Origin of the sequence: Enterobacter cloacae complex sp. 2021EL-01169, assembly GCF_020733125.1 — a bacterium.
GTDB classification, from domain to species: Bacteria; Pseudomonadota; Gammaproteobacteria; order Enterobacterales; family Enterobacteriaceae; genus Enterobacter; species Enterobacter roggenkampii.
On record NZ_JAJFTC010000002.1, the window covers coordinates 882,495 to 895,995 of the forward strand.

Genomic DNA, 13,501 nt, shown 5'->3' on the forward strand with positions numbered 1-13,501 from the left:
CACCGGAGGGATGTCTAGCTGGCGGTGGCTGTGAAAAAATCAACATGCAGCTTGAAGACTTCGCTGCGAAGTTTCAGGCGAGTAATAACCTCTTCAGTATCATCATCGATCAGGTTGCGCTTGACGCTCTGATTGGCTGGGTCTGGAACGGCCTGAACGCACTTCATCAGCTCGTCCAGGAGAGGCCGTGCATCCTCTGGAGGGATTTTAGCCACCATTTCGAGGCCGACTTTCGCCATGCCTGCCATACCCATATCTGAAAAGTTATCCGGAAGATTAACGCCGTTTTTAGCCATTGCCAGTCCGGCACGAATTGCCCACCACTCAGCCTGAGCAGCAGACATTTCGCGAATGTAGAAAACCTTCCCATTGTCACGGCCTTTGTCTTCGACGGTGTAGTAAATCTCTTTGCGTGCCATGTTAGTCCTTATGCGTTATAAGCTTCGCCAACACAGTTCTCCCAGTTAATCTGGAAGGTCATCGCCTGCAGTACGCGTTGCGCATCAGGGATGGCTTTAACGCGTTGCAGAATTCCGTTGGTCAAAGTGAACTTGCGACCAATCGCCGGGAGGATGATTGTTGCGTTGCAGCGGAATACCGCTTTTGAGGTCAGAGACGTCAGTTGCCAGGTCTCGAATAGTTCACGAGATGGACTGTCAGGCATGATTGTGATCGTCTGCAGATACTCACCGAATACAAAGCCGCCAGAGAGCTTACCGTCAGCGCCACGGACGGAAACCGCCATTTCTGTATCACCCAGAGCAAACATCGCGTCCGCTGCATATCCTTCCAGCGTTTGAGCGCTTGGGAACAGGTTGGTAACAGTGAGGGCAAAGATTGAATCAGCGCTTGTAATAGTGTTGGACATTTATTGCACCTCAATGCTTGCGAGAGTGATTTTCTGTACACAACCGCCGTCGCAGTACCACAGGGTCATGCTCGGGCTTGTGCGCTCCTGACGCTGCGTAGGGGTGGCGTCTGCGATATACAGGTAGTAACCCTTGGCAATCAGAGATGGAGAGATGTCAGCGCCTACTGCGTTCTGAATCTCGGAAATCTGAGAGCTGGACAGTGTTACGCCAGTACGGATGCCGCCAAAGGTGATGCCCTGATTCAGCGTGTCGGAGAATGACGCTTCGATAATCGCCTTGCCGCGTGCGTTGTACGGAATACTGCGGTTGGACTGGAACAGCTCGATAGCATCCTGCATCAGGTTGGCATTCAGCCAAATCTGGAAGCAGAAGGAGTCAAACCACTTGAAGTCACCTGTAATGGTGCCGTCAGCCCAGTAACGGGTATCGTAGTTATTCGCCGTGTACGCGCCGTAGAAGTTGTAGCCGTTGGCAATCAGCGCATCGTAATTTGCCGAGGTGGATACTTCTGGCAGCAGGCCGCCCAGAGATCGGAACTTGAATGGCACACGACCTTCCTGACGGTCGAAGTCAAGAGATGCGGCATAGCCAATAACGCTCGCTGCGTGAGTCTGATCACCGAACACCGGTACGACATTGGAATAGTCGTGAACGACGATGATTTTGTACGCCAGCGTGTCGGTTGAGCCAGATACCAGCGCAGATTCTTCCAGCGTGAATGGAACGTAGCCGAAACGGTAATTCTGGCTATTTACCCAGGCTGAGAAGCCCAGCGCTTCCTGTTCAGTCGGTGTAAAGGATGTGGTGAAGATTGCCCAGTTCTGAGAGCTATCAAGCACCGACTGCATCGCTGTGGTGACGACTGCAGCATCTGCGCCCTGAGACAACTGAGCCCCGGTAGCGGCTGTCAGTTTCAGTCCAGCAGACAAAGTACCGGTTGCGTAGGTAATGGTGCTTGCCGCTCCATCAGTCGCGCTGGTGATGATGAAGCGCTTCTGTGTGGTGTCGAACTCTACCGTAACGCTGGAGCCGATACCCGTCTCAATCAGGTCAGCAGCCATGGCAAAGCTTGTTGCCGTGCTCAGGTCGATGCTTGCTGATGTCACAGGCGTTCCGTCAACGGTCAGAGTCAGTACACCACTCAGCAATTTGAGCTGGTCTAACGTTACGGCCGCCATTGAACCTGATCGCAACCACGCTGCCGCTGCATCCGGGTTAAACCGTGCAAACAACAACGCGCCCGGGGTCTTGGTAGAATTGTCGTAGCCCTGAAAATACACTTCAGCCATGCTGAATTCAGCCGATGCACTGCCGAAATAGGCCGCTACGTCTTCTTTGTTCGTGAATGTGATAACACTCCCCACCGGAGCATAAGCGCTGTCGGTAAGGATAAGGCCATTCAGATCAAGCGCCGAACCGCCCGCTGGCAGCACTCCAGGATTGATTTGAATATCTTTGCGTAATGGGATTGCCATTTATGCACTCTCCGGTGGGTATTTTAAATCTGCGGCAATAACGCCGACTGTAATGCTGTCCATGAAGTCCTGACGCGTGGTAACAGACGGGTTGAATTGCCCGATGAATTCCATCGTCCAGCGGCCTTCGTATTGTTGCTCGCCGTTTATCATCGTTGTCTGATGAGGGTCTGAGCAGTAAAGAGGGGTGATGACACTGCCGTTTTGTCTGAACCATTCACAGGCAAAGTCTGAGCGGATTAGCGTGCCGATGATTGCAGCGTTATCAGCCGCGTTTTCGCCGTAACAGTCAATCTGACAGGGCCATTGCGTGCTGCGCTGGTTGAGCTGCTTTCCTTCGCCATACACGCCGTTATCGTCGTATTTGACGCGGTTGGTAGACAGCCCTATCTGCTTCAGCGGTGTCATGATGATGAAGTCATGAAGCGGCATTGGCGTAAGGTTCTGCTGACCTACTAGCACGTTGTCGATGGTGAGGCCGGTGATATTCATCAGAAACGCCTGTAGAGCGATGCGCAGGTCAAGCTCGGTGATGTCTACTGTGGCTGTCATGGCGACCTCTGCAGGTTAACAATCAGGTGACACCAGTCAGGCCATAACTCAGGAACTTTCACCACCAACCACTGCTGACCGTTCACAACAAGAATGTCGCCACCCTTTTGATCTGGTCGGTTCACGCCGTTGAAGTTCCCATTCAGATACGCACTTTTCAGGATGCCCTGAATGTTGATGGCATCTACCTGTCGTAAGTCTGTTGACGATAGCTCCTGCATCTGCACTTCAACATCAACGTTGCTGTACGTCTGCTCTCGCTTTCCGCCAGGTAACGTAGTGAATCCGGTATTAATCCGGAACACGCCATTTACGTTGGGGTTTATTGCTCTCGTGGCGCTATTGGCTATGCCTCTCAGGTTCATACGCCATCCTTAATGTCGTAATCGACGCTGTTTAGCATGTGGGATGTCTCAATGAGTGGCTTAGAGAAGCCTTTTTTGGCGATCGTAACTGGAGATAACGCAGGCTCCATCAAATCTCTGATTGAGCCCTGCAACTGGCCTTTAATGTGCTCACCCATCAGACCCAGCATCGTTTCTGCGTCGTAACCGGTAGCCTCGGCTATTTTCGCAATATCCTGCGGCCATTCTGGTGACTTTTCGGCGATCATGTTCCGGAAGAATGGGCGTGGCGGCCTGTTCATTGCCGGGTCGCCATATTCGTTGGCTGCGGCAACCATTGGAACAGATTGCCCGTCAGGGTATGTTGCCCCTTCAAGAAATCCGACCCTTAGCGTTTTACCGTCTCCAAGCTTTTCCGCCAGTTCAGCAAGTTTCGCCTCTAAAGCTGCGCCACCACTAAACGTGGTCATGCTCACCTCCGGGTAACTGGCCTGCGGTAATAATGACCGGGATAGAATGATGGTGATGCGCCAGGAACGTATTTAAACGTCCTGTAAGGAGCGGTAGCCTGCCAGTAGGCAGCGCCGTAAGGTGTCTGCAGATACCACCATGAAGATGGACTTACAGGCACCTCACCGGTAGACACAGATACAGACCCTTCAGTTGCGCTTGCAATCCTGCCGACAAGTCCGGATGGCTTTTGTCCACCCACACCTGAATTCAGGGCTGCAATGTGCGCCACGAGCATATTCAGATACACCGCACGCACATTTACATCGGTAACAGGACTGCAATCAGTGTTATCAAGGTAGACCGTTGCCTCAACGAAATACGCATTCAGCAGCGTGTCACTTACCGTGTCAAACTCGGGGTAACGCTCACGGAATGCGTTAATGTCGAAAACAACGATCGCCATGATTACTTACCGTCCGATTTTTCGATGCCAGGCATTGGCTTATCCTGAGGCAGTCCTTCAAGGCCAGATTTGACCTTGGCGTTCTCGGAGGCTTTTGCCTGTGCGCTGTTGGCCTTTGCCTGAGCAAAAACGAGTTCATTCACGACGTAAGGTTGCTCTTTATGAACTGAAAGCCACTTCTCGAACGCATCCTTGTCTACGCCATCGGTCAGACCATAGCCGCCAATAACATTGGCAGAGTTTGAACCGTTCAGCGTTACCGTGTAGCCATCCTGCTCAACAATCAGGCCATTAGGAAGTTTGCAACCTACTACGATAGTCTCTGCCATGAATTAAACCCCGATCATGCTGGCGATACCCAGCGGTTGACGAATGATTGCACCCCATGTGCCGCCTGATTTCTTCTGCTTCCAGCTGGATTCTTCAACCACAACTGCGTGCGCACGCATCTTCTCGGTGAAGGCCGCATAAGCGGTATCCTGCTCACCAAGACGATCTGCAATCAGCTGCACGAGCTCACCCGCATCAGTTGAATATTCAACTGCAGTTTCAACACGCAGGTTAGGGAAGTTTTTCTTCAGCAGGTCAGACACGTTGACGTTGTACATGTTGGTCTTGGTCAGGTTCACTTCCGCAGAAGGAGACATGGCAAGAGTCATGGAGTCAGTACGCTCAATCAAACCTTTGGTTTGAGAAACCAACTGGCCGTACAGCTTGACGATATCGTCATACACCGCCTGGCCATCTTTGGTTGCCCAGGTTACAGCTCCGCCAGTGCCGGTAGCATTTGGCGTGATTGATGCCGTCAAAGAAGGGTCATTCAGCAGGCCATAGTTCATCAGGCCGTCGATACCGAAGAAGTAGGACTTGTTCTGGAACTTATTCAGCACCAGAGCAGATGCTACGTTAAGCTCTGCCGCGTAACCGATACGTGCCGCGCCGTACATATCCAGCTCACGTTCACCCCAGCGGGTATGGGTCTGGTAATGGTAAGACTGGCGAGGAACCCAGTTAACGTTCGCTGCAGTCATGCCGTTGTTGTTGAAGTCGCCATATGAACTGGTCTCACCGGTGCTTTCAACGATTGGGAACTGCGCGGTCAGGGTAGTCCAGTCGCCTTTTTTCACTTCACCAATGATTTCAGCTGCTTTCATCGGTGTGACCAGAACACGAATCAGCTCAGGATCAACGTAGTTAGTGAAGTACGCCGGGATACCTGCGTTATTCGCGGTAACCATGGTTGGCTGAGCATCCATAGCCAACTGGAAGTTTTCTGCGAAGTCAGGCTTCAGGTAGTCTTTCGCGCCCGGCAGAATGATGCCGTATTTGCCGCTAGCAGCGGAATAGTGTTTCTGAAATTCGTTCATTACTTGCTCCAGGTGCTGATTTTGACCAGTTCGCCTGCATCACAAGCGCTACCAGCATAGAAAGGCGTTTCGACTGCGCCGGAAATGGTTGCTCCTGCAGCACCGGTCTTAATGGTGCCGTCAGCAAGCACAGCAAAGATTTTCTGTCCGCGAGTTGCTGCAGTGGCGGTGCGCGCCCAGAAGTCGCCAGCGGTCATCAGGGTTACTTCACGGCCTGGCTGAATGAGCATTGAAGCCTCACCAAGCCATACAGTGATTGATGCCTGACCATCGCGATGGACGAAGCCAGAAGGAGCGCCGGTGCCGGTATTTGATGCAACACCATCGACAGCCCATGCAAAGCGACCAACAGTAAGACCGCTAGTGCCAGCTACCAATGCTGCTTCGCCAGCCAGGAAAGTGGCGTGAGGGTTGGTGCTCGCAAAGCCACCTTCAACACCCGGTGCTGGGTATTGGTTAATTACACTCTGAAAACCTGCCATGTTAGAAACCTCGTTTCAGTTTGCCAGCGGTCGGGAAAGCTTTCTCAAATTCGCTGTGAGATGCGGAATCCTGCGCAATGACAGGGCGTTTGTTGTTCTGCTGCTCGATAGCCATTTTGACCATCTTAGGGAAGGCCGAAGGATGAACGCCTTCGATATCCACGCCAGCCTGCTCAAGTGCAGTGCGGTAGACATCATCAGCGGAGTCCATTGCAACGACATCGCCAATCAGTGGGCGCACAGCCTGCTCAGCTTCACGCACTTTGCGGAAGTTCTCAGCCGCACGTTTGGTTGCGCTGTCTGCTGCTAAACGGATCGCACTGTCCATTGCCGTTTTGGAGACTTTGTCGTCTTTTTTCTCGTCTTCATAGTCTTCGTCTTCGGCTGGCTTTTTCTTTTTGTCATCGCTGTCTTCGTCATCTTCGTCGTCAGCGGTTTTCTTCTTCTCGTCGCCCTTGTCGTCATCCTCGTCTTCAGCCGGTTTCTTTTCTTTCTCGTCTTCTTTTTCGGCTTCATCCAGCGCCAGAAGCGCCTTCCGTACTTCAGCCTCCAAATCAGCATCAGCTGCCAGTAACGGCTTCAGCGTTGCGCGAATAATCGCGGCTTTACGTTTGCTCATGAGCATTAACTCCGGGGGTAATGAATCTGCGACCAATACGTCGCTTCCTGCGCGGCCTCTTTCAACCAGCGCTACGTGGTTCCCGATGATGTCCCGCATGATGCCGTCATACGGCTCTCCATTCGGTGTAACGCCGGGGGTCATGTCAGCGACGTATTGGTACGACGAAGACAATTCTTCCTGCTCTTCCGTCTCAATACCGGCTATTGCGGAGTCATCCCAAACTGATAAACCGTTTGTCAGATACGTTCCGTCAAAGTCTGCATTTGAATGCGTTACACCAACGCGATATTCACGCGGAGGGTCGCCGGGGAAGTCAGGTGTATGGATTGATAAAAGGGGAATGTTGTTGAATGTTGCAGCGGCTTTCTTCAGTTCGTCAGGGTGTCGCCATAACTGATAAATCTTATCTGGCTCTAACCCGAGCTTTTCAGCGTTTGGAATCTCTCTCCCGAAGTAGGGGCAAACATTCGCCTTGCTGATATTGCTTACCTTAACCTGAAGCCTGCCGTTGCCATCAAACGAGCGCACTGATGCGCGGTCAAATGCCAGGCTTTCCGTAATCCCGTCCATTGCGGGTCTCTTTTCCTCGCTTATGTATCTGACCTTTATTGTCACCGGCTGACCCGGTGATTTTGGGGGATGCACTCCAATCACTTCCATTTTTGCATTGCGTGGAAGTAATGTTTCATCTTCATGCTTGTTGCTGGAAAGACCAGTAACATCCAGCCCCTTGTCTCCTTGATTTGTTTCTATTTGGAGCATTACACCGCCGATGCTGAACATACCGGCAATTTTTTTTTCTTTAGATGTAGAAAGAAAAGCGGGGTCTGAAACAACCATTCCCTTTTTAATATCTCCGCCTGGGAACAGTTTTTTTGCGTCCTCCCTGCTCATTCCTCGGTAAAGCGTTCCACCTTCTAAACTTCCCTTGCTAATGGCGGAGTCAATGCGTGCCACATCAGGGTCTTCATCTTTACCTTTACGAAGATCTGAGTTTATTTTTAAGAAATTGTCACCTGAGTAACTGGAAATGGCTGACTTTTCATTGGCTGATAGTTTTGCCCCGGCTGATTTCTTTTCATTTTTATTGCTATTAATCTTCCCTTCAGCGCCAGCAACAACATCTCCATTTTCATCAATTTTGACGTGGGAACCATTTATGGTTATCCACTTATCCTCATCCTCGGCTAGCGAGTAGGATTCGAGTTCGTCCATAGACTTCCCCGCTTATGGCAATAAAAAAGGCCGCCTAAGCGACCTTGATTGATTTTGATTATTTAAGATAGGCCTGGTATTACTGGTGACCAGGTGCAACGACAGTTGATTTCCTCACCGGGCATCACCCATTTGCCGTCCAGATACATTCCTTTGCTTAGCTCAAACACCTTTCCATCAGCTTTAACGTGCGATGGTCTTGGCTCTTTGCCAGCATGTGAGTGCTTCCAGACGCCTTGAGTGATACCAAGTGACTGCTGCCTTGCAGCCTGCATTACTGAGGTTGCTTTGTTGTTCTGGTCGCGTGCGATTAATGCCGCACGCCTGCGCGTAATGCCATAACGCTTCTGAAGCTCGTCAGTGAGGTAAGACAGGTCACGGCCCCTTGCAACCGAGCGCATAACCAGCCCCTCAACCTCAGTGAAATACTTCTCAGGAATCGAGCGTATCAGTCCAACGTTCTCTGCAATGGTCGCCTGCAGTGCGTTATTCATCGGCGCTGTCATTTTGAATTCAACCGTTAATCCCGCAGTTTCAAGTGCGTTATGCAGAGAAACATCGGTATTCTTCATCACATCACTGGCAAACCTTTCAGCCAGCTTCTGAGAAACATTGTCGAATGCCTTTGTCCATCGCTTAGCGAGCTTCTTCATGGCATCACGCATAAACACGGCAGGAGAAGCGTCCATTGCCACAGCTGCACCGCTTGCTTTGTAGTTAGCGGTCAGCCAATACACAACGGACTTCTGCATCTCTTTGATGTGGTTATCTAGCTGTCTGCGATACCACGCCTCAACACCGGCATTAGGATTAATTGCTCTCAGCGTTTGCCGCGTCGATTTCTTCTTCCCGCTGGTCATCGTCTTCGTAGTCGTCTTCGATTTCGATGTCATCGCTTAGGTCCAGTGAGTGGTATGGGCTGTCAGGGTCATTTGCGATCTTCTGCCGAATCTCATTACCCGTCAGCGCACCGGTTGCTACGTTAACCGCGTCGGTGTCAGCGTCAATCTTGCGGATTTCTGCTTTCTCTTTCTCGGTCATCTCGTAGAGAGGCTCAAACTCGAAGTAGATATCCGGGTCGATGTCGCCAAACTCAGATAACTGGATGATGTCCAAGACTCGCTTCAAGTTGTCTTTAAAGATGGATTGCTGCAGGGCGTGAATGTAGTCGTAGAAGACTCGAATCTCGCCATCTGATGATGCGTTAAGGCCAGCTGGTGAAATGCCTAGCAGCTTGACCAGAGGAATGCTGGACACCGCTGCCATTTGCTCCTGTGCCTGAGCCTGCAATGCATCAAGCCCCCCGAGAGGAGCGCTAATAAATTCCGCCTTCTCTGGCTGTTGAACGCTATTATCTACAGCAAATGCGCCGCGGTTATCGCGACACTGATTGAACATCTGCAGGCGGCTAATGAGCGATTCAGCACCTCCACCCTGTAAAATCGTAGCCATGTTGGTCGATAACACAGGAATGGTGAATGAATGAATCAGGTCGCTAACACTGTCTCGCGTTCTCAGCCAGTTATTGACGTATGGCTCGGCAATCTGCGTCAAACTCAGTCCACGGAAGTTATAAGCAGCTTTAAGCAGGTCAGGCACTTCTCGTGATACAAAGTCCAGCATGCGGCTGGCATTTACCGTCTTAGACATCACAAACCATTCTGTCGGTTTGTAGAAGTCAGGGCTCATCGGGTTATCTGTGTTATAGACGCCAGGGTAAGTCCATACTGGCTCGATAACGGTAAATCCCTTGAGGCTACCTTTCTTAATCTTCTTGTCAGACAGGAACAACTTTGAACCCAGCTCTACCGGGTCAGTCCATGCTGACACGCCTCTGGCAGACTGCACATCGATATAAATCTGCCCGCCGCCAAAGTAGCCGTCATGCTCTGCCGCTTCGCGGAATCGGTCTTTAACCTTGAACTTTTCCATTGCAGCGTAGAGTTGCTTAACGCGCTCTGCTTTATCGTCATCACCGACAGTCTTGAGCTTGATCCACTTACGGGTCATCTCTTCGGCGATGGTTCCGACCATCTTGCGATACTCTGGCTTTTGAGCGAGCGTGGCCAGATATGGGTAACCCGGGAAGCTGTCAGGATAGCCATAGGTGTACCCCATATAAGCCTCGTTCAGAGAGGCGTATGGCGTTGAGTCCATCGCCAGTATGCCTTTCTCTATGCTCTCAGGGATAACGCCTTTTGGTGGCTTGTACTGCTCAATCTCGCGAGGTGGTTTAGCCTGAATTTCTGCTACCGCCTCAGCCCGGATTTTCATCTCAGGCTTTTGTTCTTTCACCGGCTCAGGCGCGGCGACTTGTTTCTTTTTAAACGGCCACACTTAAATTCTCCTGAGTTGGCTCGGGTCGATAACCATTGGCTGGCGACCAGAAATAAGATTGTCGTCAATGGCATCCATCCATGTATCAAGGATGTCGTCATTGTCATGACTGTCGTCAGCAGAGAAAGCGGCGCACTCAGTCATTGCGGTGATAACCCATGAGGTAGTACCAGCTACCGTTCCATCCTCGTAGTAAACATGGGGCCTGATAGCTCCGTGTTCATCATGAGTGGCTGGAACATAGACCTTGCCAGTTTTAATCTGAGGAATGACGTTAAGGCAGCGAACCAGTTTGTTCTGGCCTGCACCGCGAGGTATCTCTTTTACCGGGATGCTATTGCGCTTCTTGAGGGTAGTTATCAGGCCTTGTCCAGCCTGCTTCTCTTCGATGGCCATATGACGCATAGGCATGATTCTTAGCGAGCCCTGCATGCGCCATTTCTCCCAGACCTCTTCCGCTTTCTTCAGGAGGTCTTCAGGGTCCCAGCGTCCACGCACCACATCGATGATGTAGAGGTTGCCATCAACACCCATGCCAACTAGCGTGAATACCGTGTAATCAAGCCAGTCCTCAACCTTGCCGCTGTTCGTATCAACGTACACGGCGCGATGAGTGAGCTTAGGAAGCGTTGTGTATGTCTGGAACCAGTCGGTATCGATGATGCCGCCAGTGAGCGCCATAGGGTTCTGCTGGTACTGTGAGAGGAATGTGTAACGGTCTTTCTCCCAGAGCTGCAGGAGGTCGTTCACATCTTCCATCTGCGGCCAGTATGACCAGTATCGAGTGCCTGACACTTCCACAGAGTCGGTGTCTTTCACCGTCTCCCAGCACAAAGAGCGCCATGGCTCTGCTAAAGACTGAATGTACTTCTCATCAATTAGTGCAGGTATAGCTACATGGTGGAATTTAACGCCCATCCCGCCAGATAACATGAAGCCTGTTGCATCGTCAGTGTGAAGACGCTGCTGAATGCTCACAAACGGCGTTGGGTGATCTTTTGACTTATCGCCACGACGAGAGCGAATGGTGTTTACCAGAAGCGTGTTGGCGCTGTTCCTGCGCGATTCACTGAGCATGTCGACTGGCTTGTTGTAGTCATCCAGCATAACCATGCCGGAGAACTCTGTACCGAAGTAACCACCACGACCACCGGTAATTTGCCCGTTGCTTGAACGGGAAACTGTCTGCCCTATTGAGCGACCGCGATCGTCTTTTATCTCCCACTCTTCAGCCTGGTTAACGCCGAATGAGCAAGGCCAGAATTCCTGATACTCCTTGCTGGCGATAATGTCTCTGGTGCGGCGTGAATTACGCTTAACCAGGGTGTCAGCAAACGAGATATTTAGGTTACGAAAGCGCTTGAGTTTGCCTTCCTGCACCAGTGCGTTGACGTATGCAGGGAAGTGAATGGAGAAGAACTCTGTTTTTGTCCCGCCTGGCGGAATGTTGATAATCAGGTTGCGCGGCTCTAATCGGCCGGCTATCAGGTCATCAATCTTTGACGCCATTAATCGGTGATGCCAGTTAACCAGAAGGCGATCACCCTGAATGAGCTCGAACCACAGGCGTGTGAAGTTGAGAAACGATTTGGTGGACTTCGAACGAAGCACTACACGCTCAGGGAATGACAAATCATCCCATTCGATAATTTCGTTCATATCAGTCCAGGCCTTTTAGTTTCTCCTCCATTGCTGCCTGAGCTGCTGCGTAATCTGCTGCTGTGTAATTGACGACTTCTACTGGGCCACCATTGGCACCCTCGATAGCGTGGTCAATTTTGTCTCGCCAGTCTTTCTTCTGTCGGTTCTTGAGCCAGAAGATGGCAGCTGCAGTATCAGGAGGGTAATGCTTCTTGATTTGCGTTTTGACTATCTGGTTATCAATGACGCGGATATCGGTGTCAGGAGCTACATACCCCATCGCTCGCTGGAAGAGACTATCCACCACTTCAGCGTCAACAAGGTCCTTGCCCTTTTTTACGGACTCCAGAAACTCTGGATGCTCTTTCTTCCACGTATTGATAGTTGCTTCAGCGACCTCGAAGAAGTCTGCTAATTGTGCGTCGGTGTAGCCAAGCATGCACAGCTTGCGAGCCTGCTCGGCGTACGCCTTCTGGTACTTGGTTGGCCTGGCCATATTTATTTCTCTGTTTTGAACTGGAATCCCCATCGAGCAATAAATCCTGACAGAGATTTGAAGTGTTTCTCTTTAACGATACGTGCATAGACAAATGCCTTAAGCACGGACAGTAATGGGCTTACCCACCACCGCTTTTGTGCGACCACCTTCATGGTGATCATCACATCAGGCCAGCAGTGCGAGCTTTAGCCAGAAGAGCGTTGAAGTCTGCAACCAGGCCTGCAACATCGGTTGCAGTTGAATCAGCCTGGGCAGCCATCTTCTTAACGCCGCCTATTGCTGAGGTTGTCGCTGCTGGGATGGTTACCGGGTCAGTTGGGGTGGATACTTCGATTGGATAACCACCAGTTGAGATAGCGCGTTTGGTCATTTTAGAATTTCCTGCTGAATAGTGAATATCCCGCCCGTAGGCGCACACATAAAACTTGCTACAATATTGAACATTCTCGAAAGAATGCTCTGTATTGCACTCTCAATTCTTCTACCACTGCTTGAGAAGGCAGCTATGAACGCCACTGACATCCCGCAATGCTGTGACGCGGTATCATCTTTTTCGAATAACCTGCACGCTCTTGCAGAAAGGAGGAGCTGCAGTCATGGCTAATGCAGGTAAGCAGCGAAGATGTAGCGCTATGGTGGGTTACTTCAGGCACTGGGTGTTGATGTATTCCTGCAGGTAATTTACCTGAGCGGTTATTTTGTCGATTCCACTTCTGAGACGGTAATAATTGAGTTCAGCATCTGTTGTAAGTCTTGGGCTTTCTCCATCGCCCATGCCGCTGGTTCCGGACGCTGACTTTGAACAGGTGGCGGAGACTTGCAGGCGCTTACGGCCAGCAGAAACATCAGCGCGGAGACTTTCGATAGTCGCATTAGCATCTGAAAGCTCCTTTGTGTATTTGGCATCGAGAGCGGCAACATCACGCTGCCTTGTCTGCATGTCGGTAATGGTTGCCTTTGCCAGAGCAACCTCGTTAACCGCCGCGTCTCGTTGCTTCTTGTAGTCGATGGCGTTATCGCGGTAGTGATTAACAGCCCATCCGAGAGAGGCAATGATGCAGGCGATTACGGCAATGATGAATGCGGTTAGTCTGCTCATAACAGGATGACACCTACAGCAAGGAACCATCCCCATCCGTCTATTCCCCTATACGCAAGGTATGCTGCAGTAATCATGCA

At 51.0% G+C, this 13,501-nt stretch carries 18 protein-coding genes and 1 pseudogene; all 19 read right to left on the reverse strand.

Translation table 11 applies throughout. The features are described 5' to 3' along the window. Positions 1-14: 14 nt before the first annotated feature. The 19 genes and pseudogenes from LLF79_RS10600 to LLF79_RS26915 all read right to left on the reverse strand — a co-directional run bounded on the left by LLF79_RS10600 (position 15) and on the right by LLF79_RS26915 (position 13,421). Positions 15-419, reverse strand: coding sequence for a hypothetical protein (locus LLF79_RS10600; RefSeq protein ID WP_227879480.1), 405 nt, complete (start codon positions 417-419; stop codon positions 15-17). An 8-nt stretch (positions 420-427) separates the two neighbouring features. Next, positions 428-868: a phage tail fiber protein gene (locus LLF79_RS10605; protein WP_227879481.1), complete on the reverse strand. Its 441-nt coding sequence runs from the start codon at positions 866-868 to the stop codon at positions 428-430. Further along, positions 869-2,347: a DUF3383 domain-containing protein gene (locus LLF79_RS10610; RefSeq protein ID WP_227879482.1), complete on the reverse strand. Its 1,479-nt coding sequence runs from the start codon at positions 2,345-2,347 to the stop codon at positions 869-871. Continuing rightward, entirely contained in the window at positions 2,348-2,899 is a 552-nt protein-coding gene (locus tag LLF79_RS10615) for an LIC_12616 family protein (RefSeq protein WP_227879483.1), read from the reverse strand. Then, positions 2,896-3,264: a hypothetical protein gene (locus LLF79_RS10620; RefSeq protein WP_227879484.1), complete on the reverse strand. Its 369-nt coding sequence runs from the start codon at positions 3,262-3,264 to the stop codon at positions 2,896-2,898. Before LLF79_RS10620 ends, LLF79_RS10615 begins: the two co-directional genes overlap by 4 nt. Beyond that, the gene (locus tag LLF79_RS10625; RefSeq protein WP_062676983.1) at positions 3,261-3,713 is read right to left on the reverse strand and encodes a hypothetical protein; all 453 of its coding nucleotides are present in this window, start codon (positions 3,711-3,713) and stop codon (positions 3,261-3,263) included. Before LLF79_RS10625 ends, LLF79_RS10620 begins: the two co-directional genes overlap by 4 nt. A gap of 2 nt (positions 3,714-3,715) precedes the next feature. Further along, positions 3,716-4,159 carry a DUF4054 domain-containing protein gene (locus tag LLF79_RS10630; protein ID WP_227879485.1) on the reverse strand — a complete coding sequence of 148 codons (444 nt, stop codon included), beginning with the start codon at positions 4,157-4,159 and terminating at the stop codon, positions 3,716-3,718. A 2-nt stretch (positions 4,160-4,161) separates the two neighbouring features. Continuing rightward, positions 4,162-4,488 carry a hypothetical protein gene (locus LLF79_RS10635; protein ID WP_013098045.1) on the reverse strand — a complete coding sequence of 109 codons (327 nt, stop codon included), beginning with the start codon at positions 4,486-4,488 and terminating at the stop codon, positions 4,162-4,164. Positions 4,489-4,491: 3 nt separating this feature from the next. Further along, on the reverse strand, positions 4,492-5,526 hold the full coding sequence (locus tag LLF79_RS10640; protein WP_013098046.1) for a DUF2184 domain-containing protein: 1,035 nt from the start codon (positions 5,524-5,526) through the stop codon (positions 4,492-4,494). After that, on the reverse strand, positions 5,526-6,008 hold the full coding sequence (locus LLF79_RS10645; RefSeq protein ID WP_044157985.1) for a hypothetical protein: 483 nt from the start codon (positions 6,006-6,008) through the stop codon (positions 5,526-5,528). Before LLF79_RS10645 ends, LLF79_RS10640 begins: the two co-directional genes overlap by 1 nt. Position 6,009: 1 nt before the next feature. Continuing rightward, positions 6,010-7,200, reverse strand: coding sequence for a DUF2213 domain-containing protein (locus tag LLF79_RS10650; protein ID WP_227879536.1), 1,191 nt, complete (start codon positions 7,198-7,200; stop codon positions 6,010-6,012). Positions 7,201-7,326: 126 nt separating this feature from the next. Continuing rightward, positions 7,327-7,662, reverse strand: a pseudogene (locus LLF79_RS10655) (ADP-ribosyltransferase); the annotation flags it as partial. Next, positions 7,632-7,787 (reverse strand): hypothetical protein, encoded by a 156-nt coding sequence (locus LLF79_RS10660; RefSeq protein WP_227879537.1) that lies wholly within the window; start codon positions 7,785-7,787, stop codon positions 7,632-7,634. The pseudogene LLF79_RS10655 and the gene LLF79_RS10660, both read right to left, overlap by 31 nt. A 120-nt stretch (positions 7,788-7,907) precedes the next feature. Beyond that, positions 7,908-8,597, reverse strand: coding sequence for a phage minor head protein (locus tag LLF79_RS10665; protein ID WP_227879538.1), 690 nt, complete (start codon positions 8,595-8,597; stop codon positions 7,908-7,910). Between the two features lie 58 nt (positions 8,598-8,655). Then, positions 8,656-10,182, reverse strand: a complete 1,527-nt coding sequence (locus LLF79_RS10670; protein WP_227879486.1) for a DUF1073 domain-containing protein — start codon at positions 10,180-10,182, stop codon at positions 8,656-8,658. After that, positions 10,183-11,841 carry a phage terminase large subunit gene (gene terL, locus LLF79_RS10675; RefSeq protein ID WP_227879487.1) on the reverse strand — a complete coding sequence of 553 codons (1,659 nt, stop codon included), beginning with the start codon at positions 11,839-11,841 and terminating at the stop codon, positions 10,183-10,185. It abuts the gene before it with no gap. A 1-nt stretch (position 11,842) separates the two neighbouring features. Continuing rightward, positions 11,843-12,319, reverse strand: a complete 477-nt coding sequence (locus LLF79_RS10680) for a terminase (protein WP_227879539.1) — start codon at positions 12,317-12,319, stop codon at positions 11,843-11,845. Between the two features lie 163 nt (positions 12,320-12,482). Further along, positions 12,483-12,692, reverse strand: coding sequence for a head fiber protein (locus LLF79_RS10685; protein WP_211958923.1), 210 nt, complete (start codon positions 12,690-12,692; stop codon positions 12,483-12,485). A gap of 270 nt (positions 12,693-12,962) precedes the next feature. After that, positions 12,963-13,421, reverse strand: a complete 459-nt coding sequence (locus LLF79_RS26915; protein WP_255642630.1) for a lysis protein — start codon at positions 13,419-13,421, stop codon at positions 12,963-12,965. Between the last annotated feature and the right edge of the window lie 80 nt (positions 13,422-13,501).

What these genes read in the sequence shown, in the direction of transcription:
- LLF79_RS10665 (WP_227879538.1), bottom strand. Translation starts at nt 8,597, where the DNA reads ATGCAGAAGTCCGTTGTGTATTGGCTGACCGCTAACTACAAAGCAAGC.
- LLF79_RS10610 (WP_227879482.1), bottom strand. Translation starts at nt 2,347, where the DNA reads ATGGCAATCCCATTACGCAAAGATATTCAAATCAATCCTGGAGTGCTG.
- LLF79_RS10680 (WP_227879539.1), bottom strand. Translation starts at nt 12,319, where the DNA reads ATGGCCAGGCCAACCAAGTACCAGAAGGCGTACGCCGAGCAGGCTCGC.
- LLF79_RS26915 (WP_255642630.1), bottom strand. Translation starts at nt 13,421, where the DNA reads ATGAGCAGACTAACCGCATTCATCATTGCCGTAATCGCCTGCATCATT.
- LLF79_RS10660 (WP_227879537.1), bottom strand. Translation starts at nt 7,787, where the DNA reads ATGGTTCCCACGTCAAAATTGATGAAAATGGAGATGTTGTTGCTGGCG.
- LLF79_RS10625 (WP_062676983.1), bottom strand. Translation starts at nt 3,713, where the DNA reads ATGACCACGTTTAGTGGTGGCGCAGCTTTAGAGGCGAAACTTGCTGAA.
- LLF79_RS10635 (WP_013098045.1), bottom strand. Translation starts at nt 4,488, where the DNA reads ATGGCAGAGACTATCGTAGTAGGTTGCAAACTTCCTAATGGCCTGATT.
- LLF79_RS10605 (WP_227879481.1), bottom strand. Translation starts at nt 868, where the DNA reads ATGTCCAACACTATTACAAGCGCTGATTCAATCTTTGCCCTCACTGTT.
- terL (WP_227879487.1), bottom strand. Translation starts at nt 11,841, where the DNA reads ATGAACGAAATTATCGAATGGGATGATTTGTCATTCCCTGAGCGTGTA.
- LLF79_RS10650 (WP_227879536.1), bottom strand. Translation starts at nt 7,200, where the DNA reads ATGGACGGGATTACGGAAAGCCTGGCATTTGACCGCGCATCAGTGCGC.
- LLF79_RS10620 (WP_227879484.1), bottom strand. Translation starts at nt 3,264, where the DNA reads ATGAACCTGAGAGGCATAGCCAATAGCGCCACGAGAGCAATAAACCCC.
- LLF79_RS10640 (WP_013098046.1), bottom strand. Translation starts at nt 5,526, where the DNA reads ATGAACGAATTTCAGAAACACTATTCCGCTGCTAGCGGCAAATACGGC.
- LLF79_RS10685 (WP_211958923.1), bottom strand. Translation starts at nt 12,692, where the DNA reads ATGACCAAACGCGCTATCTCAACTGGTGGTTATCCAATCGAAGTATCC.
- LLF79_RS10615 (WP_227879483.1), bottom strand. Translation starts at nt 2,899, where the DNA reads ATGACAGCCACAGTAGACATCACCGAGCTTGACCTGCGCATCGCTCTA.
- LLF79_RS10645 (WP_044157985.1), bottom strand. Translation starts at nt 6,008, where the DNA reads ATGGCAGGTTTTCAGAGTGTAATTAACCAATACCCAGCACCGGGTGTT.
- LLF79_RS10630 (WP_227879485.1), bottom strand. Translation starts at nt 4,159, where the DNA reads ATGGCGATCGTTGTTTTCGACATTAACGCATTCCGTGAGCGTTACCCC.
- LLF79_RS10600 (WP_227879480.1), bottom strand. Translation starts at nt 419, where the DNA reads ATGGCACGCAAAGAGATTTACTACACCGTCGAAGACAAAGGCCGTGAC.